The organism is Asaia sp. A2 (assembly GCF_057319415.1).
In genome coordinates this window covers 75154-97468 of sequence record NZ_JBXWTO010000007.1, presented here as the reverse complement: position 1 = coordinate 97468, position 22315 = coordinate 75154, and the positions used below count along the sequence as shown (strand labels likewise).

Genomic DNA, 22315 nt, shown 5'->3' with positions numbered 1-22315 from the left:
CATGACGGGCGAAGATATCGATGAATGGCTCGATAGCTGGATCGAAGCCCACCACCAGAACTGGGGTGAGCCCTCGCAGGCTGTCGCGGCCTGTCTGGCCGACGCCGAAAAAAGCGGCATCAGCCCGCGTGATCTGAACGACGCGGCCAATGGTGATCTGGAGACCTATCTTCAGGAAGAAGCCGAAGCGATTGCCGAAGCATCAGATGAAGCGCCCGAAGGCTTTTGACAGCATCCTTATTGAGTTCCTGAACCTGCCCGATCCGGGCAGGTTTTTTTTATCTTCTGCCCCGCCGTACACAGGTAGAGCGAACGTGATGGCCCTCTCCCACCGGTGATGAGCGGGGGAAGAGGGCAAGGGAAACAGGATCTTATTTCCCTGTGCTCTTGATCGGTGCGGGGCCGCGGATCATCTGCACCATGTCCTGCGGTCTCGCCCAGCGATGAAAGGCGTCCTGAACCTGTGCGGGCTTCATGTCATAAACGGCCTGAGCGCGCTTATCGGGCTCGTCCAGCGACAGATCCAGACCGATCAGTGAGAGATACTGCCCGGCAATGCCCCCGAAGCTGGCCCGTTCCATCGGAATGGCCCGCAGGATCGAGGCCTTGGCGTTCAGCAACTCATCATCGGTCACGGGATGGGTCTGCATATCGCGGACGTTACGCAGGGCAGCATCGCGTGCCCTGAGGGTCTTGTCGGGATCGGAACCGTAGGTGATCACGAACGCGCCGCGATTGACCGACCAGCCGAAATCACTCCCGGTTGTATAGACCATACCGGTGCGCACGCGCAGATCCTGCATGAGACGCGAGGAGAAGCCGGAACCGAGAATCTCGTTGCCGACCTCAAGCGCATAGCGGTCCGGGTTATGAATGCCGCCGGGAACGGTCTGGGCGAGATAGACAGAATCTTGCACGCGGCCCGGATCATCAATGACGGCCTGAGACGGCTTGTTCAGCGGGCGGTCGGGCAGATCGACGGCGGGTTTGGGGCCGGTTGCCTTCCATCCTGCAAAGGCCTTCTCGACCGCATCGCGCGCCTTTTCAGGGGTGATGTCACCGATGACGAAGATACTCGTCAGATCGGGACGATAGGCCGCCTTGTAGAAATTCTGCACGTCAGCAAGCGTGATGGAGGACAGTGTCTGCGGGGTGGTTTCACGCAGCGACGGATCGTTTGCCGGTGCAAGGGCTCTGGTCAGGGCACGCTGGAAACGATAGCCGGGCGATTGCATCACCCCGGCCTGCGACGCTACCGCCTGCTGCTTGAGAATGGCAAAGGCCTGCGCCGGAAAAGCCGGATGGAGCTCCATCTCGGCCAGAAGCGAGAGCGTCTTCTCGAAATTGGGTGTGAGCGTGCTGAGAGAGAAGGAGGTGCCCCCATCGGCATCGGAAGCCAGATCATCCAGCGCCGCTGCCATGGCAAGGCGATCATGGGTCTTGCTGCCATAAAGGAACAGATCGCCCGTCAAACCGGCCACACCGTCCTTGCCCTTGGGCTGTTGCAGGTCGTTGTTATGGCGGATGCTGCCATAAAGCACGATGGTATGGCTGACATGCTCGGGCTGGACCAGCAGGGTGATGCCGTTGCTGAGCGTGTAACGTGTCGGCTGGGCAAGCGGCTTGGGGGCTGGCAGATCGGCCAGTGCTGTCGCGGCCCAGTCGGGCAGGGCAATGTTCTTGCCCGGTGGCGGCAGGAGGGATTCGGGCCCCTTGTTGCTGCTGATATTCGGCGATTTCCCTCCCGAAGGGGTCAGGATACCAGTTACGGCGTGGTCTGGGTCGAGGATGGTTGCCGCAAGCGCATTTACCATCTGGGGTGTTACGGCGTTGTAGGCTTTCACCAGTTCGGCAGGGGATTCCAGGCCATTATAGGCGAGGGCGCTGGCCCAGCTCTGGGTCAGATCGGTTACGCTGTTAGCGTTGTATTCGAGCGCGGCGATTTCCTTGCGCTTGGCGGCTTCGACGAGTTCGGCAGGCACACCCTTGCTGCGCAGGGTTGAGAGGATCGCGCGTATCTCGCCCAGAAGGGCCTCGGGGTTCTGCCCCTTGGGGAAGGCGGCAAGCGCATTGCCGACCCCTGCCTGCTTGCGGGCATTATAGGAGAATTCGGTCGCCAGCGCCTTGCCTTGCGGCACGAGCGCAAAAAGCGCGCCGCGCTGGCTGCCAAGCACATCGGCCAGGATCTGTGCCGTTGCCGCATCGGGGCTGCCGGCACCGGGCATACGAAAGCCGATGCTCAATATGCCCGTGGCATAATCGCTGTCTAGCGTGATGGTGCGGGGCTTGACCGGGGCCGGGGTGATGACCGGGCGCGCAGGCAGCTTGCCCGCCGGAATGGCACCGAACTGCGCTTTTACCTTCTCGAGCGTGGTTTTGGGATCGACATCCCCCACGATCAGCAGGATGGCGTTATTGGGCTGGTACCAGCTGTCATAGAAGCCGCGCAGCAGTTTGGCATCGGTCTTGTCGAAAGACTCGCGTGTGCCAAGGGCGTCATGCTCGTAGGGCGTGCCTGCGAAAAGGGCAAGGTTTTGCTGGATGGTAAAGCGCTCGAACGGCATCGACACATCACGCGCGACTTCCTGCTCGATAGCACCGCGCTCATGCGACCAGTCAGCGTCGCTCAGCAGGACGTTGCGCATACGATCGGCTTCGATCTTGAGCAGCACATCCAGATAATGAGACGGGGCCTGGAAGTAATACTGGGTTGTATCCTCGGTGGTGAAGGCGTTGCTCACATTGCCGATACGGGCGCTGACCGTTGAAAGCTGGTCACGACTCAGCCCTTTCGACCCGTTGAACATCATGTGCTCGAGCGCATGAGCGGTACCGGGAAAGCCAGCCGGAGCAGAAGCGGAGCCCGCGAGGTAGATCACCTGTGTCTGAACAACAGGCGCCAGACGATCGGGCACGATGACTACCCGCAGACCGTTGCCGAGTGTCTCGCGCACTGCGCTGTCCATTGCCGTCGCGCCATGCGGGGTTGGTGTCCCCTCGGTGCGGCTCGCAGATGTCCCGCTCGGGGAGGCGCCGGTAGCAGCGCCCTGCTGGACCGTCGCTTCGGCAGCCATCGAGGGTGCTGAAACCGGAACAAACAGCGTCGGGGCAACGAGCAGGCTGGAGGCCAGAAGCGCCTTACGCAGTGGGGGCAGTACGGACATTCATAACTCCCTTGGGGTCTCGTTCAGTCAGGCGAATAGACATGGAATGATACTATGTAACGGACGCAGCGTAACAGCTTGACTTGAACTGTCTATGCCGCGTGATGGGCGTTTGGTGGGGCACCCGGTCAGCGTGGCGGTTCTAACGGCCAGTCCTGCCGAGCCAGCGCATGCGGCGTTATGCTGTAGAGCAGGGCCACGACAGCGATGGCGCCCAGGGGCAGCAGTCCACGCCACCAGACAGCACTCTCGATCATCAAAGCTGTGCAGGCCTGAAGCACGATGACAACGCCGCTGATCGTGAGAACCATATTGACGGCAGGTCGGTTCAGGCGGGTGGAGAGCAGGCCGAAACAGGGCACGCATACGGTCCCCACGAGAAGAACACCCGCAGCAAGTCCCCATGTCAGGCAATGAAGGAGGGGAAGGTTTTTGCCATACCAGCTCACCAGCCCGAGCCACAGGCCGGACACGCCACCGGCAAAGATGGCCGTCATGAGGTGGAGCTGAAGCAGCTTGCGGGTAAAGGCGGCCTTGTCGCCAAAGGGGCAAAGGGCAACGAGAAAGGGCCAGTCCGTGCGCTTCTGGAATTTCTGGCACAGACCCATGGCCACCAAAAGCATGGCCTGCCGGGCATAGCCGGGCAGACCGTGGCGGAATGCGTGGGCTGTCGGAAAATGTCCGGCCATCATCAGAAGCATAACAGCGTTCAAGGCGGCGAAAATCAGGGTGCAGCCAATCGGGACAAGGCCGACGATCACAGGTCGTGTTGTCAGGAGCTGATCTGGCAGCGGGATATACGGCAGGAAGCCCGGCCGCCACATGAGGCAGGAAATGACAGGCTGCAGCAGCCTTGGGAAATGACCCCGACCGGTAAAGCTGGTTTCCGGCAGCGGGTCCAGACGGTAATCGCGAAACCGGTATTCGTACAGGGCAACGCCCAGACCAGTCAGGAGCACCCCGAGCGCCACGGGCCAGGGGGCTGTTAGGACGAGGAGCTGGATTTTCGGGACGAGCATCAGAATGAACCCGATACGCGAGACAATACGACGCATGATGCGCGTGGCGCGACGCATCGATTTGGGGCCTGTCTGATCTGCGCCCGACCACAGGGCCAGAGCCAATGCCACGACGGAAAGCGTGTTGAGGAGTTGGGCCCCCATCAAAAGGGGCGGGGCGCAGAGAACGGTGAAGGCGATGGCGACAACCACGTGGACTGCGTAGTATTCACCTTGTTGCAGGCGAGGCAGCATGAACGTGACGGGTGAGCGTATCTGGCGCCAGTAATGGGTGTTGACGGAACTGAACGCACTCAGCAGCAAGACCCACCATGCGGACATGACAAGGTTGACGAGCACCGGCAGGCCATCGACATGCGGTGGCGCCAGACGGAGCCAGACCGCTATACTATAGCATATGACGGCATAAAGCAGTCCGAGCAGAACCATGGGGTTTTCGCGCAGGAAAATCGGTGAGGCGTAGAGCCTCATGGCACGCAGGGTATCCCTCATCGCGTCAGCGCCAGAAAGAAGGCTTCCAGATCGCCGGGTAGCCTTGGCAGGCCAAGGGCCTCATGGGCGGGTGTCCAGCCTTCAACCCAGACACTTCCGTCAGGAAGATCGACAAGAACGCGAAGTCCGTGATGCGCATCGGGCCATTGGGCGAGATGGCGGATATGGCTGTTGAATTTGCAGGAATCGACCGCACTGATGATCTGACCCTTGCTGAGCTTCACAAAGCGATCACAGATCCGTTCGAGATCGGAGATGATATGCGATGAGAGCAGCACCGTCGCGCCGCGCTGCTTCACGGTTTCGGCCAGCAACTCGATGAAATCGTGACGGGCGAGAGGATCGAGGCTGGCAACGGGTTCATCCAGCACGATAAGATCGGGTGAAAAGCGCAAGGCTAGCACGATGGCCAGACGCTGTCTTTCGCCCCCTGAGAGAGCCGAGATACGGGATTTCGGATCGAGGCTGGCCCATTGCGACCAGCGTTCATCCTCGCGTGACTGCGTTGCACTGCCTGCGTCTGCTCGTGGTTGGCTGTTGTGGAAGGCTGCCAGATAATCGAGCAATTCCTGAACGCGGAACCAGGTGAGGCCGGTCATTGTCTGCGGAACGAAGCCGATCCGCTCACGAAGTGTTGGGGTGAGGGAATCCGCTGTCTGGCCCCAGACCGTGATCGAACCGGAATCCGGTTGCAGCAAGCCAAGCAGGCAGCCAATCAGGGTGGTCTTGCCTGCACCATTCGGGCCTAGCAGAGCCGTAATACTGCCTTGCTCCAGATTAAGAGAGACCTGATCCAGAACGCGCTTTGCGCCATAGTTTTTGGAAAGGCCCTCTATCACAACTGGAAACATAACGATCCGGCCACCCTGTATAGCGTCGATTGACTGCGATCATGTTCCATATTGTTCCGTTAGAAAACCGATAAATCGATTCTATAAGGCCGTTTTAGCGAAAATTCAGCGTTGTGCACACGGGCTTTATCTTGAGAGCAGGCAACCTCCGCTGGCTTCCGCGCAGAGATTCCCTTTTCGGTACTCATGGCGCTGAGTGACGCATGGGAGGGCGCTTTTCCCCCTTGGGCCGTAGCCTTGCACAGTGCGGTGCAGAAAACAGATGCGCTTGTCGGAGTGGCGCGGTAAGTCAGCGTCATGTCTTTTGTCGAACGCGTCAATCAGGCCGATCTCTGGCTACTCGATAAGGTCTTTCAACCTGTATCGGACAGGTTGCCAGAACGGCTTTCTGCTGCCGAACTGGGGATGAGCCTCCAGCTTGGCGCGATCCTGTTCTTTCTGGCAGCCATTGCCATTCTGATCTTTACGGGTGCCACATCTCTCAGCGGGTCGATGTTCAACATCCTCAACTGGGTGCTGTTCGTTTGCTTCTACATGGCGATCCAGCGCATGCGCCCGCTGGTACGCGCCGGTCAGGCCAATCCGCTGCGCAGCTTCCTGCTGGGCATGAGGCCGCTCGGTATTGTCTGGCTTGGGGTATCCCTGTGGAATGGCGTGTCTGGCAGTGGCCTGATCATGCTGGTTGATCTGTTCATCAACATCACCAACCTGATTTTTGTGATCGGGCTCTATTTTGTCTCCTGCCAGCCACGCCCTCCTGCGCGCCGCACAAGCAAGAGCCGTGCCCATCTGACCCCCATCATGGGCGGTTTGCAGGACTGAGAGCTCTCTGGGAAATTCAATGTGGGGGCAGGGCGTGGGACGCACAAGAAGATCATTGGCTGCAAGCGCCGTATTGCGGTCGACACAGATGGCCGTCCGCGCCTAGATTATTATATTGCCATATTTATGTTATTTGCAAAATGTTTTGAATAACACTCTACAAATCAAATCCTGACACTCGCAATGCATGCTCGACTATATTCTGGTCTTCTGTGTAACTCCCGCCTGAAATTCCAACCGCGCCTAGCTTAATGCCATTGATGAACAGTGGATATCCACCGCCAACCGGAACAAATCGTGGAGTCTGCGCAATCGGTGCAAGCTTCGGGTCCGCGATGAGGTCATTCAGGACGTGAGTCGGTAAACCGAATGAACTTGCGGTCCAAGCTTTATTGATGGCCATTTCGACAGGTAAAAAGTGTGCCCTATCCATGCGTTTAAATGCGGTAAGATGTCCACCATTATCGACAACGGCGATTGAAATACTGATTCCTTGGCGGCGAGCTTCATCAAAAGCCGCAGAGCAAAGCTTTTCTGCGCCTTGTTCCGTAATCTCTTTTGAATTGTAAAAATTTTCGGTCATTGTTGTATAAGTTCCTATATGTGGAATCACTCAGGTATAAATATGTGGATTTGTGATATTACTCAACAAATCCACAATAAATTTTTATCCTTTGAATGTTTTTAGAATAACATCCTGTATTTGTTCAACACTGGGTAGATAGAGTTTTTCCAGTTTTGGTGAAAAGGGTACTGGCGTGTGTGGAGCGCTAAGCATCCCGGGAGCAGATTTGAGATCCGAGAAATTACGATTTGTCACCTGTGCGATAATATCTGTCGCGATATTGCACCTCGGATAGGCTTCATCGACAGCAACAAGGCGTCCGGTCTTACTCACAGAGCGTCGTACGGTCTCCAAATCAAGCGGTGACAAGGAACGTAAGTCTATTACCTCGACATCGAGGCCTTGTTCGGACAGCGTTTCGGCTGCCGCAAGAGAACGCTGTACCATCTGACCGTAGGTGACTACCGAGACATCTCGTCCTTCACGCGCAATTCTGGCCTGACCGAAGGGAACAGTATACGCTTCATGCGGCACTTCACCTTCTACACCGTAAAGATTTTTAGGTTCACAGAAGATCACCGGGTCATCGTCGCGAATGGCCTGGATCATGAGGCCTTTTGCATCGTATGGTGTGCTGGGACATACGACTTTCAGTCCCGGAATATGGGTGAAGATTGAAGTAAGCATCTGGGAGTGTTGTGCGGCACCGTTAATGCCTCCCCCTACCATCGTTCGCATTACGAACGGCGTTTTGGCTTTACCTCCAAACATATACCTGAATTTGGCAGCCTGATTCAGTAACTGGTCAAAACACACCCCCATAAAATCGATGAAAGGCAGTTCTGCCACTGGGCGAAAGCCACATACCGCAGCACCGATAGCAGCGCCCATATAGGCCATTTCGGTCGGAGGCACATCGATGACACGGTCGCCATGCTTTGAGTAGAGTCCCTGGGTTACCCCCAAAACGCCACCCCAGCAATCAGTCTCACCACCGGTGCCAATGCCTCCGGCTGCGTCTTGTCCAAGAACGAGAACAGTTGGATCAAGCGTCATTTCCTGATCGAGAGCTTCGTTGATTGCCGCTTTTAAAGTAATTTTCCTGGTCATATTTATCTCTTTAATCAATATGTTACATAAACATCGGAATAAAGGGCGATATCGTCCGGCTCAGGAGCATTTAAGGCCTCACTGACTGCCTTCGAAATCAGTGCGTCAACTTCTCTGTCGATATTTTCCAGATCGGATGCGTCGATGCCTTTTGCTGCAACATTTTTTCTGAATATTGCCAGACAATCGTGATCATCTTTGGCCTTCTCGACTTCGCCTGCTGGGCGATAAGTCTGCTGATCACCTTCAAAATGTCCGTAGAAGCGGACGTTTTTACATTCAAGCAGTACAGGACCTCTGCCTGACCGCATTTCGGCAACAAGCTCGCCAGCAGCTTTGTATACAGCGAAAAAATCCAAGCCATCGACCGTTACGCTTTTCATACCAAAACCTTTGGCGCGGTCTTCATAACTTGTGACAGACGTAGTTCTGTTTTGCGGAGTTGTCTGGGCATAACCGTTGTTTTCAACAACGAACATAACCGGCAGCTCCCAGACTGCAGCAAGATTCATGCTTTCAAGCACAGCGCCTTGGTTGACCCCGCCATCACCACCAAAACTGACAGCGACACCGCGATCCCCGCGTAATTTTGACGCCAGGGCAGCACCGCATACCAGCGGGGCACCTGCGCCAAGAATACCATTGGCGCCCATCATACCCTTGCTGAGATCCGCAATGTGCATGGAGCCGCCCTTGCCATTGCAAACGCCCCCTACCTTGCCATAAATTTCCTTCATCATGGCAATCACGTCGACGCCTTTGGCAATACAATGCCCATGTCCGCGATGTGTGCTGGCAATATTATCGCTATCCATCAAATGCGATAAAATACCTACTGCGGTTGCCTCCTGACCTGCATACAGATGTGCAAATCCCGGAATCTCGCCATTTTTATAATCGGAATGAATACGGTCCTCGAAACTTCTGATCGTCTTCATCCGGCGATAGGCTTCGAGGATCATCTCATATCCCGGATCATTCGGATTTTCTGTTATCTCACTCATATAATTTGCTCCAGAAATTGAATGGCCACCTGTGAGTTATGCGGACTTCACGTGCTGGAGAGTTAGATGAATATTCCCAAAAACTTGCAGTTTTTTCTCTATGAGGATTCTGGGGTCTGTTAGATTTTGAGATGATCTGCATCGGCAGCGATGCAGGCCATGGAGAAGCAGGAAGCGGGGGTTTTCTCGTATCGGGTGGCAATACCTCTCCACTCTTTAAGGCGAGCCCATGAATTTTCGACCAGGTGGCGGTGTCGATAGGCCCATTGGGGGCACGAAAGGGAAGGCTCGTTTCGTTTGGTCGGAATGACCGCTCGCAAGCCTCTGCTCTACAGATCCTCATGAAACCGGTTTGAGACGTATCCCCGGTCACAGACGACATAGCGTGGCACAGCACGCCATGCGTTCAGAAATGCCATGGTAGACGGCAGTTCGTGCGCCTGCCCCTGGGTCAGGGTGAATGACAGGGCTTTTCTGCGCCCGCCGGCCGCTAGGCAGACCTTGCTGCCAAAGCCTCCGCCCGAGCGGCCAGGTGCCTGACAATGGCTCCGGTCTTTTCAAAATCTCCCTTTTGGGCGGCCCCTATTGCCTCGTGATGTGCCCTGATGTTCGTGCTGTCGAGAAAGGCCACGCCCAGGGCTGGATCCCCGTCGTTCGTCCGCTCGAAAAGCGTCTCCCACACACAGAGCTTCGCCTTGCGGATGAAAAGCCGAGCTGTAGTCCACCAGGGGCCGCGTCCTGCAGGAATGGATCGCCGTTTCGCGCCGTTCTGATGGCGCCAGCAGAGCGTCGACATCATCAGGCGCAGGTTGCGTGGCGGTGTTTTGCCTTCGGATCGCACCTCCTCAATCGAAGGCTCCCAAACGCCCCGCGTATCATCAGAAATCACGGATTGCATCATGCTCATCAAGAAGAGCTATACAGACCTACTGTAGCTTCAGGGCCTCACAGGCCCTAGTCCGTCCCATCTGCGCGTTTGGCAAGAGGCGCAATAACTCGGGGTGGTGATCGCGACCTGAGGTAACGTAGTTCTGCTCCGCTTTGGGCAACTGCGTCCGCGAAGACTAGCGCAGGAAGACCGATCGATCGACACGGGGGACATCCACTATGGAATGGATGAACTGCGTGCTGGCGATTCCGATAAGAATGCCGACAGCGAATCCGCACCAGATCAAGGTGCTGGAAAAGGGCTTGCGCGCATCGCGTGCCAGTAGCTTGGACTGGATTTCAGCACGGGATTGCTGGGTCTGATACAGCTCTGACCGCACGGATTCGAGACGGGCACGTGAGTTGCGCAGCTCAAGGTCCATCTGACGCAGATTGTTGGTAAGCGTCACAATCTGCTGCCTTGCCGCCAGCACGTCAGGGCCGTTCTCCGCCTTGGTGGTTCGTGGTCTGGGCTTGGCGCGTGGTGGCGGGTTGGGCGCAATGGCGACAAAGAGATTCTTGAGGGCGCCGCCTGTCGTACCGCTCTTGCGCGCACGCGAGCGCAGCGCATTGAGCGCGGCGATGGACTGCCCTTCCTGTTCTTCAAGAACCAGAGCGAGGATATCCGAGAGAACCTTGAGTTCCTTGGGGTCGAACGAGCCGGACATCAGCCGATCATGCTCTCCAGATCATCGTCGTCATCACCCGACGCCGTCGGTCGAGGGCTGGCAGCGCGGCGCAACCGGTCCATGATGGCGAGACCAAGACCCTGGCGGGGCACCGGCATGGCGGCGATGGTCTTGAGGCCACGCCTTTGCCCCTCGCCATCCAGGAAGCGCAACCCGGCAAAGAGGCGTGAAGCGGCCTCCTCAAGGTCGCTGCGCTCGCTGAGGTTGTAAACCAGCCCCGCGCCGCTCAGGGCCGGGCCGAAGGCCAGGAGCGCCTCATGCTCATCCACGCTCTCGGCGCTCAGACGGACCGGTAGGCCGGGCGCATAATGCGAGGCAAGCATGCCGGGGGAGGAGGGAAGCTTGGTGGCGTAATCGTCAGGATTGCGGATCGTGCCGCATACGGCTTCAAGCTGTTCCAGCGTGATGCCGCCCGGACGCAGCAGGAAAGGTACCTCGCGAGAGAGGTCGATGACGGTGCTTTCGAGCCCGACCGAGCAGGGGCCGGAATCGAGAATGGCATCGATACGACCATGCATGTTGCGCAGCACATGAAAGGCATCGGACGGGCTGACACGCCCCGACGGGTTGGCCGAAGGGGCTGCCACCGGCTGGCCGACAGCCTGAAGCAGCGCCAGAGCGGTCTTGCCGCGTGGAACGCGTACCGCGATGGTTGGCAGACCGGCCGTCGCCAGATCGCAGATGGTCGAGCCGCTCTTGCGCGGCAGAATCATGGTGAGGGGCCCCGGCCAGAAGATCTCGGCCAGGCGGCGGGCCATGTCGTTGGCCTCGACATGCTCGAAAGCAGCTTCAGCGCTGGCGAAATGACTGATGAGCGGGTTGAACCGCGGCCGGTTCTTGGCGGCAAAGATGTGGGCCACGGCAGCGTTGGACGTGGCCAGCGCGCCCAGACCGTAAACCGTCTCGGTCCCGAAAGCCACGAGCTTGCTCTCAAGCAAGAGTGTCGCAGCGCGCTGGATGGCGTCAGGATCGGCCTTGAGAATTTCTGTCATGCATCCTGCCCTTGTGTGACGTGGCGTCCGGTGCAGAGGAAGGGCGGATTGAACCAGCCCGGTTTGCCGTAGCGCAGGGGGGTGCCTGTTTCATCAAGCACATGGCCGCCTGCGGCTTCGACAATGGCCTGCGGGGCGGCCGTGTCCCATTCCATAGTCGGGCCAAGGCGGGGGTAGAAATCGGCTGCACCCTCTGCGACACGCGCGAATTTGGCGGCCGAGCCGATATTGCCTAGCGTTCCGATTTTTCGCCCGGCAAGCCATTCCTTGAGGCGCGGGTCATCGGCGTAGTGACGCGAAGCCAGGATACGCAGCCCGTTTTCGGGCGGCACGACCGCAGCAATAGGGGTCGTCCCGTTGCTGTCACGACGCCAGGCACCTTGCCCCACGAGGCCGGTATAGAGTTGCCCGTAAGCGGGAAGGGCCATCGCCCCGAGAACTGCCCGGTTACGATAGATCAGCCCGATATTGACCGTGAAGTCGTCACGTCCTGCGGCGAATTCGCGCGTGCCATCAAGCGGGTCGACAAGCCAGTAGATTTCACCTGGCTCCGCAAAGGCACCACTGGCGATTTCCTCCTCGCCAATAGCCGGTATATCAGGGCGAGCGGCACGCAGCCCTGCCAGAATATGACGCTCAGCCGCCTGATCCGCTTCGGTTACCGGCGATTTATCCGCCTTGATGATCGTCTCGAAGCCCCGGTCGCGAATTTCGTTGATAAGTGTGGCGGCCTCATCGGCCAGGCGAGCGGCGAGGGCAAGCAGGGCTTCAGCATCAGGGGGAAGGGCTTCGGTCTGGGTCATGGATCCGGCTTACCCGAAGTTCTGGATATCGTCATGAGCAAAAAGAGGCGCTGATGCGTTGTTTTGCGCATCGCTGTTATCCGGCATGGACTTTGCCTCGGCACGCTCCGCGTGTCGGTGTGTCAGCCGTGCGGGTGGGCGCCATACAGGTGGAAGGCCAGCAGAAGCTTGGCGTCCTGCTGCGGGAGGGTCGGTATGGCGTCAAGGGGTAACACGCGAAGTCTGATATGCTCGTGCTCGCTCTCCAGCCCCGTTGCGCGATTGTCGAGAGTGGCCAGTTCCGACGGCTCCAGATCGATTTCCAGCGCATAAAGCGTGAGATGTTCGTCACAACCACCGGGTGAAAGCGTGACGGTGCCGAGCGAGATCAGGTCCTGTTCCGCAAGCGTCAGTGTGATGCCCGTCTCCTCCGCAAACTCGCGCAGCGCCGTGCTCTGTACTGTGCCGTCATCGACCATTCCGGCGGGCAGGGAGAGGGACTCTGCGATGGCTATCGGGAGGCGGGGCTCGCAGGTAAGCACGGTTCTCGGCGGGTGATCGGGATGACGCAGCACTACAAGAATACCGACGGAGTCCCCACGCAGGAAGGCATAGCGGGGTACGGAAATCCCCTCATGACGGGCCTGCGCCTCGGCGAAGACAAAGCCGATCCGGCTGCCGAACTTCACGGCGTCACGGATTGTGAGGGAGGATACCTCGAATTCGCGTTCCACGCCCGCGATCCAGCGACGCACATGGGGTGCGTTGGCAATGGCGTCATGCCAGTCTTGTGGAATATGAGACGCAAAGGCCAGAACCATGCGGGGTTTTTCCTTGAGCCGGTTTATGGTTTTACTCACAACGAACCAGATGACCGGAACTGTCCATGATTTTTCTGCGCGCCCTGCTGGACGCCAATAAATGGCGGCCCCGTGATTCCCTGCCACCCGCGCCGCGTCCACTCACGCTTCATATCGTGGCGGGTGGTGGCTGCGATGGCTGTCGTATCGAGGCGCAGGCCCTTCAGGGTGCGGCCTATGATCTGACCCGTCACGACATCCGTTTTGTCGATACACCCCATGACGCCGAGCTTCTGTTCGTCACCGGCGTTGTGACGCGCGCCATGCTGCCCGGGCTTCAGGCACGCTGGGAGGCCATGCCGGGGCCAAAGGGCATTGTGGCGATCGGCGATTGTGCACTCGGCGTCGGGCCGTTCGGGGTGAATTACGCCGTGCTGGGCGGTATCATGGAGGCGGGTCTGACCGGTGTGCGACAATGTGATGTGGCCCTGCGTGGCTGCCCGCCCAGCCCGGCGGAAATCCTGCGTGCCCTGCTTCTGCTGACGACCGGACGGGTTGTGAAGGCATGAGTAACATTGAGACCGAACTGGTGGCGGTGCTGCTTGCGGTGCAGGACGAACAGCCTCTTGTGCTGACACTCGATCAGGGGCGCAACCTGCCTTCCGGGCCGCTGGAAACGGCGCATCGCTCCTTGCAGCGTGGCATGCGCCTCTGGGTCGAGCAGCAGACGCAATGTCACCTTGGCCATATCGAGCAGCTTTATACCTTTGCTGAGGCGTCGGGCGGTGAAGCGGGATCGGCGGATGCAGGGCAGGCCAGCGGAGACGCGCCGCGTCTCATACGTATTTCCTATATGGGGCTGACCCGTCTGGAGGATGCGCAGGAAGGCTGGCGCGGGCTGTACGAATATTTCCCGTGGGAGAATTTGCGGGGTAGCGGCGCGGAACTGATCGAGGGCGAAATCGGTCGGGCGCTCCAAAACTGGGCCGGGCGCGATCCGGCAAGGCAATGGCGCTGCGCCGAGACCTTCGGGCTTGAAGGGCAGCCCTGGAATGATGAGCTGGTTCTGCACCGCTATGAGCTGCTGTGGGAGGCCGATCTTCTGCCTGAATCGCGCAGGCCCGGCGCCTGGGTGGTACCCGGCCGTGCCATGCCGTCGGATCGTCGGCGCATCCTCGCGACTGCCCTGGCGCGTCTGCGGGCCAAGATACGCTATCGCCCCGTGGTGTTCGAGCTCATGCCCGAGACCTTCACCCTCTGGCAGTTGCAGCGCACGGTCGAGGCCATTGCGGGAAGACCGCTGCACAAGCAGAATTTCAGGCGGCTGATCCTGGCCCAGGACCTCGTGGAAGAGACGGGCGAGGCGGAAAACCAACCCCAGGGACGCCCCGCACGGCTCTATCGCTTCAGGCGCGAGGTGATCGGTGCCCGACAGCTTATGGGTTCCAAATTGCCGATTGCCCGGTCAGTATGATCTCCGATGGCCTTCCTCCGCGCTTTTTCGACAATCACGGCTTTGTGGCTTTGAAAACATCGGGGAGGCACCCAATGTATGGGGCTCAACAGTTTTGCCCCTATTATGCTCATATAGAGCATAACTAAGCGGAGAGGATCCGATGGATCAGATGACCCTCGTCAGAGATCGTGGCGATGCCCTGTATGAACCCGTTTCGCGGCTGATGGCGCGGGAGGACTGGGAACGTAATTTCGAGGATGATATCCGGGCGATCCTGCGGCTGAAGCGCGAACGCAATGCGGTCATTCTCGCGCATAATTATCAGACCCCGGAAATCTTCCACTGCATCTCCGATATCCGCGGTGACAGTCTTGCGCTCGCCCGGGAGGCCCAGCGCTGTGAGGAGCAGGTAATCGTGATGGCCGGCGTTCACTTCATGGCTGAAACGGCCAAGCTGATGAACCCGGAGAAGACGGTACTCATACCGGACTCGATGGCGGGTTGCTCGCTGGCGGAATCCATCACGGCTGAGAATGTCCGGGCGCTCAAGGCGGCTTATCCCGGTGTTCCCGTCGTGACCTATGTGAACAGTTCGGTTGCCGTCAAGGCGGAGACCGATATCTGCTGCACGTCCGGCAATGCCAAGAAGGTGGTCGAGAGCCTTGGTGTGCCGCGTGTCATCATGATCCCTGACGAGTTTCTGGCGAAGAACATCCAGAACGAGACCGGCATCGAGATGCTCACCTGGCCTGGCCATTGCGAGGTTCATGAGCGTTTCACGCCCCTCGAGATCAGGCAGTACCGGCGTATGCATCCCGGTGTCGTGGTGCTGGCCCATCCGGAGTGCCCGCCCGAGGTTGTGGCGGAAGCCGATTATGCAGGCTCGACGGCGGGGATGATGGAATTCGTGGCGGTCAGGCAGCCCGCCAAGGTGCTGCTGGTCACGGAATGCTCCATGAGCGACAACCTCGCAGCGCTCAACCCGGCGGTCGAGTTCGTTCGCCCGTGCAATCTCTGCCCGCATATGAAACGCATCACGCTGCCCGCCATTCGTCGTGCGCTGGAGACCATGCAGGAGGAAGTGACCATTCCCGATGCGCTCTTCCCGCAGGCCAGGCGTGCGGTCGAGCGAATGCTGGCGGTCTGAGGGCCTGAGCCATGATGACACTCACCCGTTTTGCAGGCTGGCCCGTCATTGCGGGTGCAGGTCTTGCGGGGCTCTCGGCGGCCCTGCATCTTGACCGGCCCTGCGTGGTGCTCAGCCCGTCACCTCTGGGGACGGAAGCAGCCAGCATGCTGGCGCAGGGTGGCCTTGCAGCGGCCATCGGTCATGATGATGACGTGGCGCTTCACATGCGCGACACGCTCGATGCCGGTGACGGGCTGTGTGACCCCCGTGCCGTCGAGGCCATCATCGGGGCTGGCCCCTCTGCAATAGCGACCCTGCTCGACTGGGGGGTGGCGTTCACCCGTACCGGTGGCAGCGATCTGGACCTGCATCTGGAGGCGGCCCATTCGCGCGCGCGCATCGCGCATGTGAGTGGTGATGGCAGCGGTGCAGGCATCATGCAGGCGCTCATGGCGCGGGTCAAAGCCTCTCAGCGCATTGTGGTGCTCGATGGGGTGACGCTCGATCATCTGCATATCGTTGATGGGCAGGTTCGCGGTGTGTGGCTCAATACGGGTCAGTTCATTCCAACCAATCACTGCATCCTGGCCTGTGGCGGGGCAGGGGCGCTCTATGTCGGTGCAACGAGCCCTGCCAGCAATACGGGGCGGGGTCTGGCAGCCGCCGCGCGGGCCGGGGCCCGGTTGGCCGATATGGAATTTGTCCAGTTTCATCCCACTGCCCTCGATGTCGAGACAGGAGGGGGACGCTCGCCTCTTATCAGCGAAGCCGTGCGGGGGGCGGGAGCGGTGCTCGTGGATGAAACCGGCAACCGCTTTACGGACGAGCTGCAATCCCGTGATCGCGTATCACGGGCGATTGCGCGCCACCGTGCACTGGGGCATCGCGTGTTTCTCGATGCGCGATATAGCGGGCCGCATGCGCGGGGCAACCGGCATGGTGCCGGGCAGGCGACGGGCTTGAGGCAGGTCTTTTCACGCCAGTTTCCGGGCATTGCGCGCATCTGCGCCCAGCACGGTATCGATCCTGATCGTGAGCCTATTCCGGTAAGGCCAGCGGTTCATTATCACATGGGCGGTGTGGCCACAGATCTGCATGGCCGGGCCAGCCTCGCGGGGCTATGGGCCTGCGGCGAGGTCGCCTGCACCGGGTTGCACGGTGCGAACAGGCTGGCCAGTAATTCACTGCTTGAGGCGTTTGTGATGGGGCGGGCCGTGGCGTGGGATGTGAACAATGCCACGCGCGAGCGTCATTCCTGCCAGAATCCCACAGAGCCCACGCGCTTTGGGGCGGCGAGTTTTGGGCCGCGCATGGATAAGGGGGCAGGGATCCTGCGGGATCATGACGGGCTGGAGGGTCTGTCGGCCTTTCTCACCCCGCTTGCCGCGCGCGATGACCATGCTCTGGTTGGTGCTGCCATCGCCAAAGCTGCCTTACGCCGCAAGGAGAGCCGTGGAAGCCACTGGCGACTTGATGGAGACGAAGCGCCGCAGACCGGGCGTTTCCAGTTTACCCTTGCCGAAATCGGTCTTGGACAGGGCGATATCGCCGCAGCAGGTTCGCCCCCTATGACCCATGCGCAGAGGAGCTTCGTGCACGCATGACAATTTTCATTCCTCCCTTGCCCGATCTGTTGTGGGAACCTGTCATACGGGCCGGTCTGGCCGAGGATTTCGGCACCGGGGGTGATGCCACGTCACAGGCCATTGTCCGGCCCGGTCAACGCCTGCGCGCGGTGTTCCGCGCCCGTCATGAAGGCGTTATGGCTGGAATGGCGGGTGTCAGGTTGGCATTTTCCCTGCTTGACCCGAACGCGAATTTCACAGCGCTCAAGGAGGATGGATGCCGCATTCTGCCACGTGACATCCTTGCCGAGATCGAGGGGCCTGCGGAGATCGTTCTGGGGGGAGAGCGCACAGCGCTGAATCTGCTCTCCCATCTGAGCGGTATCGCAACCGCAACGCGTCAGGTTGTAGACGCCATCCACGGTACGAAAGCCCGTGTTTGCTGTACGCGCAAGACCCTGCCGGGTCTGAGAGCCATTCAGAAATATGCGGTCAAGGCAGGGGGCGGGAGCAATCATCGCTATCGTCTCGATGATGCGATCCTGATCAAGGATAATCATATTGCCTTATGCGGAGGGGTGGCTTCGGCGCTCAAATCCGCAAGGCAGCGCGCGGGGCATCTGATGGCGATTGCCCTTGAGGTGGATACGCTCGACCAACTTGAAACGGCCCTCTCGACGGGCGGGGCGAATGTCTATCTGCTCGACAATATGGGGCCCGACATGCTTCGGCGCGCCGTGGAGATGGTGAAGGGCCGCGCCCTGACAGAAGCCTCCGGTGGCATTACGCCTGACACGGCGCCAGCCATTGCGGCTTCAGGGGTGGATGTGCTCTCGCTCGGCTGGTTGACCCATAGCGTCAAGGCTCTGGATATCGGGCTTGATATCGATCTGTAACGATGTCTCCTCGTCCTGCTCCCTCCTGTCTCCTGCGCAGCGGGGAGGAGGTTTGCTTGCCGATGGTTTATCAGGGTGACTCATGAGAAAGCACCATCCAGCATAGAACTGTTTGCGTCCTGATCTGCCTGGCCTTGCTTCCCAATACGGTTGACCTGAGAAACGGCGTCTGCAGTTTTCTGAGTTGAGGCGCTTCTTGACGGTGTTCCGTGTGGGCGCGAGTTGGGCAAAGCCACCACTCGGAGGTATTGGCTTATCCAGCTTGCCACTCTGGCCGCGTGGCCTATATGCACCAGACCCAAACAGAAACGTTCCATATCCGACACATTACGACTTGATTTCGTCTTGTATACCTGCTTGTGTGCGTGCAGATATAAAACTGCAATCAGGGCTCATGAGACATAACTTTATGTCTTTTAAGTAATCAATTGGAAAACTTTCGGAAATTGGGATGAGGGTCTCGATGGCGTATGTCTTGGGTCGTGGAAAACTGAAAATCGGGCTGGCGATCTGCCTGGCCTCGGCCACCTGTCTGTCGCAAAATCTTGCTTTTGCATCCGCCGGTGCACCGGCTTCAGCCGGGACCCCGCGTCATGGTAGCCCGAAGCATATGGTGGCCCGGTCTGGCCAGACAGCAACGGCACCCGTGCCGCACGCGGGTCGCAAGAAGGCCGTCGAGGCTAGGGGCGAGGAGCAGATATCGGTCACGACCTCACGCCAGGCCCTCAATGGCGGTGGGGGCATGATGCGCATCGAGCACGCGCCGCGTAACGTGCAAACCGTCGATCACGAATATATCTCCATGCGTAACCCATCGAGCACGGCGCTCGATCTGATTCAGAACCTTCCCAGCGTCAGCATCAGCACGCCCGATCCCTATGGCATGCAGGGTGGTCAGATCCAGACACGCGGTCTGACTGATCTCGATATGGCGCTTCTGGTCGATGGCGCGCCCGCGGCGGCGGCCAAATACATCACCGAGAATGTGGATACCGAGAACGTCGAATCCGTCTCGCTGACGCCCGGCAGTTCCGAGACCGCGTTGCCTGTGATGTCGGCGGCCAGCGGAACGATGAACGAGACCACCCATACGCCTGACAAGAAGTTTGGCGGTCTGGTCGATTTTTCCTATGGCACGAACAACCTGTCGCGCGAGTTCATCCGGCTGGAAACCGGCGAGATCGGCCATAGCGGCGTGCGCGGCTATGTCTCGTTTTCAAACACCCACACACGCAGCTGGATGGGGGCGGGTATCAATGACCGCCGTCACGTTGATTTCGGCCTGAACAAGCAGTGGAAGAATGGCTCGTTCGCCAAGGCCTTTGTCTCGTGGAACTGGGAAGACTTCACGATCGACAATTATCCGACCCAGCAGGAATTCTACAAATACAAGCATACGGGTGAAGGCTACGGCCGCTCGGCGAATTCGAACAACATCAACTACTGGAAAAACAATACCGATTACTGGAATCAGGTCTATCTTTCTGCTCCGATCCATATTGTCCTGACGCGCCGCATCGCCTTCGATCTTCAGCCTTATTACAACCTTGGACGGGGCTGGGATGCGTCACCAGGTGGCACCGTGACGCAGAATGACGGCACCACCCGCAACGTGACCAGCTACTTCCTGCAGGGAGCGACCGAGCGCCGCGGGGCGACCGCAAAGCTCGGCATTGATGTGGATCGCCACAACCATGTGTCCTTCGGCTACTGGTACGAAAACAACTACACCCAGCAATCCTACCCAACCAGCTACACGCAGGATAACGGTGCTGCCCCGAGCCCCAACTGGGCAGCCTATCGGATCGACGCGGGCGATCAGCAGAATGCCGGTACGGAAATCCACAGCCTGTTTGTCGAGGATCATGCCAAATATCTGAACGACAAGCTTGATATTCAGGCTGGGTTCAAATTCGTCATGTCCAATACCTGGAACAAGGATCTGTACGGGCGCATGTCTAATAACCGGACCGCCCCTTTGCCGCAGCTTTCTGTTGGCTATACCATCGACGAGCACAGCCAGATCTACCTGAATGCAGAAGGGGATTACCGTCAGCCGAGCGCCGTGGATCTGGGATGGCTCTATACCAGCGTACCGATTCCGAAAAACCAGTATTCCATCAAGGAAGAGCTGGGTTATCGCTATCATGATCAGCACATCATCGTTGATGCGTCATTCTTCAACTACAATGTCACCAACCGTATCGTGAACCAGTATCTGGGCATGAACCAGTTCAAGCCGTTCTCGATCGGTAACCAGCATATGCGCGGTTTCGATTTCATGATCTCGGGCCGCCCGATTCACGGATTCAGCCCCTATGCCTCGGTCGAATATCTCCACGCTGTTCAGGACAGCAATGTGTTCGACCCCTATACAAATGTCATGCTGAACTCGAAGGGTACGCAGGCCATCATGGCGCCGCGTGTGCTCGCGAATTTCGGTCTGACCTACAAATATGCCGGGTTCTTTGGCAATGCGAGCCTCCATTACACGGGCCCGCAATCCGTCAGTGTCGCGGGCGATCAGCGCATGCCCGGCTTCGTCACGAACACGATTTCACTGGGCTATCGCTTCAAGCCAGTCGGTATCGCCCAGTCGCCGACCATCAAGCTGAACTTCGCCAATGTAACGGGCTCGATTGTGCGAACGGGAGCCATGGGTGCGATCTATAGCGCGAAGGATCCGAGCACAGTCTATAGCGGCAGCCTTGCGCCCTATACCGGCTACGGCAATTCCTTCATGACGGCCGCGCGCTTCACCATGACAGGAACGGTCTCCACCAGTTTCTGAGCGGATCTCGCTCAAGACAGAACCATCGAAAACGCCCCAGCCGAAGCGCGGGGCGTTTTTTGCAGGTCAGCCGAAGGTGAAGGAGAATGCTTCGACACCGGGTGACAAAAACTCGATGCGAAACAGGTGGTCGCCTACATTGTTCTCACCCTGGCGGATGAGCTGATAGAGACGCTGGCCGCTCACCGTTCCCATGCCGTCGGCATCGCAATCTGTACCGTGCATGGCACCCGGAGGCTGGCCATCAAGGGTGACACGAAACCTGACGGGTTTGCCGTCTTTCGCCGGGCCGAGCACAAGGTGCAGGTCACGGGCATGGAAGCGAAAGGTAATTGAACCCCCCGGCTTGTTGAGGCGGGCGGCTTCAGGCCCGATCGTCCAGTTCCCGCTCAGGCCCCATTCATTGAGGGCGGGGCTGTTTTCGATGACATAATCATTGGGTGAGTCCTGAACGGCGCCCCCGGTCGAGATGAAATGACTGGCGCGTTCATAACCGATATAGGTTTCGGGGGAGCCGATAGCAGAGAGATCGGCTTCGGATTGCTCGCCTGTTCCCACAGGATGAACAAGGTCATCTGGCACGTTCTTGGCGCCATTATCGCGCAGCATGGCCTGTATCTGATGTTCGGAGCGGTCGTAATCACCTTCACCGAAATGATGGGCCTGTATCTTGCCATCCCCTTCAACGAAATAGGCGGCAGGCCAGTACTCGTTGTTGAAGCCGTTCCAGATGGCGCGGTCGTTATCGACGGCTACCGGGAAGGTGATGTGGAAGCGCGCGACTGCTTTCTCGATGTTTTCGAGGTTTTTCTCGAACGCGAATTCAGGCGCATGAACGCCGATCACGACAAGCCCGTAAGGTTTGTACTTATTGGCCCAGGCCTCGACATAAGGCATTTCGCGCAGGCAGTTGATGCAGGAATAGGTCCAGAAATCGACCAGAACCACCTTGCCCTTGAGCGCCTGCGCCGTGAGCGGCGCAGAGTTCAGCCAGTTGGTGGCGCCACTCAGTGAGTCGAGCGGGGCCGCTCTTGCTCCTGTAATGGCCCCCTCAAACGCCAAGGCGAAGCACAGGCCGCCCAGGGCGAGACGCATTCCTGCAAGGTGGGGAACAGCTGGCAGAACCGACCCGAACCGGAACCGGGCTGCTTTGGGCGGCGAAATCGCAGGCTGAGTTGAGAGAGGCCGGAAAATACCGGAAGCGCGCTGAGCCATGAACGGGCCTTTTCGGGCAGGGGCAACGTGCTTCCGGGGCCTGTCA

Annotated in this window: 19 protein-coding genes; 8 read left to right on the top strand and 11 right to left on the bottom strand. The window is 58.8% G+C overall.

The genetic code is table 11. The annotated features are described in order from the left end of the window. Nucleotide 1: 1 nt before the first annotated feature. Nucleotides 2-229 carry a hypothetical protein gene (locus ACWNRM_RS07785; protein ID WP_062164139.1) on the top strand — a complete coding sequence of 76 codons (228 nt, stop codon included), beginning with the start codon at nt 2-4 and terminating at the stop codon, nt 227-229. A 142-nt stretch (nt 230-371) separates the two neighbouring features. On the opposite strand, the gene ACWNRM_RS07780 is transcribed toward ACWNRM_RS07785, so the two are convergent. The 3 genes from ACWNRM_RS07780 to ACWNRM_RS07770 form a co-directional block, all read right to left on the bottom strand. Then, nucleotides 372-3164, bottom strand: coding sequence for a M16 family metallopeptidase (locus ACWNRM_RS07780; protein ID WP_485170277.1), 2793 nt, complete (start codon nt 3162-3164; stop codon nt 372-374). A 128-nt stretch (nt 3165-3292) separates the two neighbouring features. Continuing rightward, complete coding sequence (locus tag ACWNRM_RS07775) at nt 3293-4675, bottom strand: hypothetical protein (RefSeq protein WP_485170276.1); 1383 nt, start codon at nt 4673-4675, stop codon at nt 3293-3295. Then, nucleotides 4672-5526 carry an ABC transporter ATP-binding protein gene (locus ACWNRM_RS07770; protein ID WP_485170275.1) on the bottom strand — a complete coding sequence of 285 codons (855 nt, stop codon included), beginning with the start codon at nt 5524-5526 and terminating at the stop codon, nt 4672-4674. The genes ACWNRM_RS07775 and ACWNRM_RS07770 overlap by 4 nt, the downstream gene beginning before the upstream one ends. A gap of 297 nt (nt 5527-5823) precedes the next feature. Here ACWNRM_RS07770 and ACWNRM_RS07765 point away from each other — a divergent pair, with 297 nt between their 5' ends. After that, nucleotides 5824-6348: a hypothetical protein gene (locus ACWNRM_RS07765; protein WP_485170274.1), complete on the top strand. Its 525-nt coding sequence runs from the start codon at nt 5824-5826 to the stop codon at nt 6346-6348. A 157-nt stretch (nt 6349-6505) separates the two neighbouring features. Here the strand turns inward: ACWNRM_RS07765 and ACWNRM_RS07760 are convergent, their stop codons facing one another. The 7 genes from ACWNRM_RS07760 to ACWNRM_RS07730 all read right to left on the bottom strand — a co-directional run bounded on the left by ACWNRM_RS07760 (nt 6506) and on the right by ACWNRM_RS07730 (nt 13238). Then, the gene (locus tag ACWNRM_RS07760; RefSeq protein ID WP_485170273.1) at nt 6506-6931 is read right to left on the bottom strand and encodes a GlcG/HbpS family heme-binding protein; all 426 of its coding nucleotides are present in this window, start codon (nt 6929-6931) and stop codon (nt 6506-6508) included. An 84-nt stretch (nt 6932-7015) separates the two neighbouring features. After that, entirely contained in the window at nt 7016-8023 is a 1008-nt protein-coding gene (locus tag ACWNRM_RS07755; RefSeq protein ID WP_485170272.1) for an alpha-ketoacid dehydrogenase subunit beta, read from the bottom strand. A 14-nt stretch (nt 8024-8037) separates the two neighbouring features. Continuing rightward, nucleotides 8038-9027, bottom strand: a complete 990-nt coding sequence (locus tag ACWNRM_RS07750) for a thiamine pyrophosphate-dependent dehydrogenase E1 component subunit alpha (RefSeq protein ID WP_485170271.1) — start codon at nt 9025-9027, stop codon at nt 8038-8040. 1064 nt (nt 9028-10091) lie between these two features. Further along, a complete protein-coding gene (locus ACWNRM_RS07745) occupies nt 10092-10622 on the bottom strand; it encodes a hypothetical protein (protein ID WP_485170270.1) in 531 nt (176 codons plus the stop codon). Next, nucleotides 10622-11635, bottom strand: a complete 1014-nt coding sequence (locus ACWNRM_RS07740; RefSeq protein WP_485170269.1) for an L-threonylcarbamoyladenylate synthase — start codon at nt 11633-11635, stop codon at nt 10622-10624. Before ACWNRM_RS07740 ends, ACWNRM_RS07745 begins: the two co-directional genes overlap by 1 nt. Then, nucleotides 11632-12438: a 3'(2'),5'-bisphosphate nucleotidase CysQ family protein gene (locus ACWNRM_RS07735; protein ID WP_485170268.1), complete on the bottom strand. Its 807-nt coding sequence runs from the start codon at nt 12436-12438 to the stop codon at nt 11632-11634. The genes ACWNRM_RS07740 and ACWNRM_RS07735 overlap by 4 nt, the downstream gene beginning before the upstream one ends. Nucleotides 12439-12560: 122 nt before the next feature. Further along, nucleotides 12561-13238: an NUDIX domain-containing protein gene (locus ACWNRM_RS07730; RefSeq protein ID WP_485170267.1), complete on the bottom strand. Its 678-nt coding sequence runs from the start codon at nt 13236-13238 to the stop codon at nt 12561-12563. Nucleotides 13239-13303: 65 nt separating this feature from the next. On the opposite strand from ACWNRM_RS07730, the gene ACWNRM_RS07725 reads away from it, so the two are divergent. From ACWNRM_RS07725 to ACWNRM_RS07700, 6 genes are all read left to right on the top strand, one after another. Next, nucleotides 13304-13786: an NADH-quinone oxidoreductase subunit B family protein gene (locus ACWNRM_RS07725; RefSeq protein ID WP_485170266.1), complete on the top strand. Its 483-nt coding sequence runs from the start codon at nt 13304-13306 to the stop codon at nt 13784-13786. Continuing rightward, nucleotides 13783-14691, top strand: a complete 909-nt coding sequence (locus tag ACWNRM_RS07720) for an NUDIX hydrolase (protein ID WP_485170265.1) — start codon at nt 13783-13785, stop codon at nt 14689-14691. The genes ACWNRM_RS07725 and ACWNRM_RS07720 overlap by 4 nt, the downstream gene beginning before the upstream one ends. A 151-nt stretch (nt 14692-14842) precedes the next feature. Further along, nucleotides 14843-15820, top strand: coding sequence for a quinolinate synthase NadA (gene nadA, locus ACWNRM_RS07715; RefSeq protein ID WP_485170264.1), 978 nt, complete (start codon nt 14843-14845; stop codon nt 15818-15820). An 11-nt stretch (nt 15821-15831) separates the two neighbouring features. Further along, the gene (locus ACWNRM_RS07710; RefSeq protein ID WP_485170263.1) at nt 15832-17406 is read left to right on the top strand and encodes an L-aspartate oxidase; all 1575 of its coding nucleotides are present in this window, start codon (nt 15832-15834) and stop codon (nt 17404-17406) included. Then, entirely contained in the window at nt 17403-18263 is an 861-nt protein-coding gene (nadC, locus tag ACWNRM_RS07705) for a carboxylating nicotinate-nucleotide diphosphorylase (RefSeq protein ID WP_031240957.1), read from the top strand. Before ACWNRM_RS07710 ends, nadC begins: the two co-directional genes overlap by 4 nt. A 463-nt stretch (nt 18264-18726) precedes the next feature. Continuing rightward, a complete protein-coding gene (locus ACWNRM_RS07700; protein ID WP_485170262.1) occupies nt 18727-21054 on the top strand; it encodes a TonB-dependent receptor in 2328 nt (775 codons plus the stop codon). Between the two features lie 66 nt (nt 21055-21120). Here the strand turns inward: ACWNRM_RS07700 and ACWNRM_RS07695 are convergent, their stop codons facing one another. After that, complete coding sequence (locus ACWNRM_RS07695) at nt 21121-22269, bottom strand: redoxin family protein (RefSeq protein ID WP_485170261.1); 1149 nt, start codon at nt 22267-22269, stop codon at nt 21121-21123. Nucleotides 22270-22315 lie beyond the last annotated feature (46 nt).